Consider the following 332-nt stretch of genomic DNA (forward strand, 5'->3'; position numbering starts at 1 on the left):
GTATTTATTGCAACTCCGCCACTTTACCTTGTGAAAAAAGGAAGCAAGAAACGTTACGCCTGGAGCAATAAGGAGCGTGATGAGATCGCGGAATCCTACAGCGGGGGCGTAAGTATTCAGCGATACAAGGGTCTTGGAGAGATGAACGCAGAGCAGCTTTGGGATACCACTATGAATCCTGAATTTAGAACGTTGCGCCAGGTTACTATCGACAATACAGGGGAAGCCGACAGGATCTTTTCTATGTTGATGGGGGATGAGGTTCCGCCTCGTAGAGAATTTATCGAAAAGAATGCAGTATATGCCAATATAGACGCATAATATTTGCCTCT

Annotated in this window: 1 pseudogene; it reads left to right on the forward strand. The window is 45.5% G+C overall.

Annotated features, from left to right (window positions below):
• Positions 1-321 (forward strand): annotated as a pseudogene (locus tag HC175_RS21855) (DNA topoisomerase IV subunit B); the annotation flags it as partial.
• Positions 322-332: the final 11 nt, after the last annotated feature.

The sequence above is a fragment of the Salinimicrobium oceani genome (assembly GCF_012037645.1).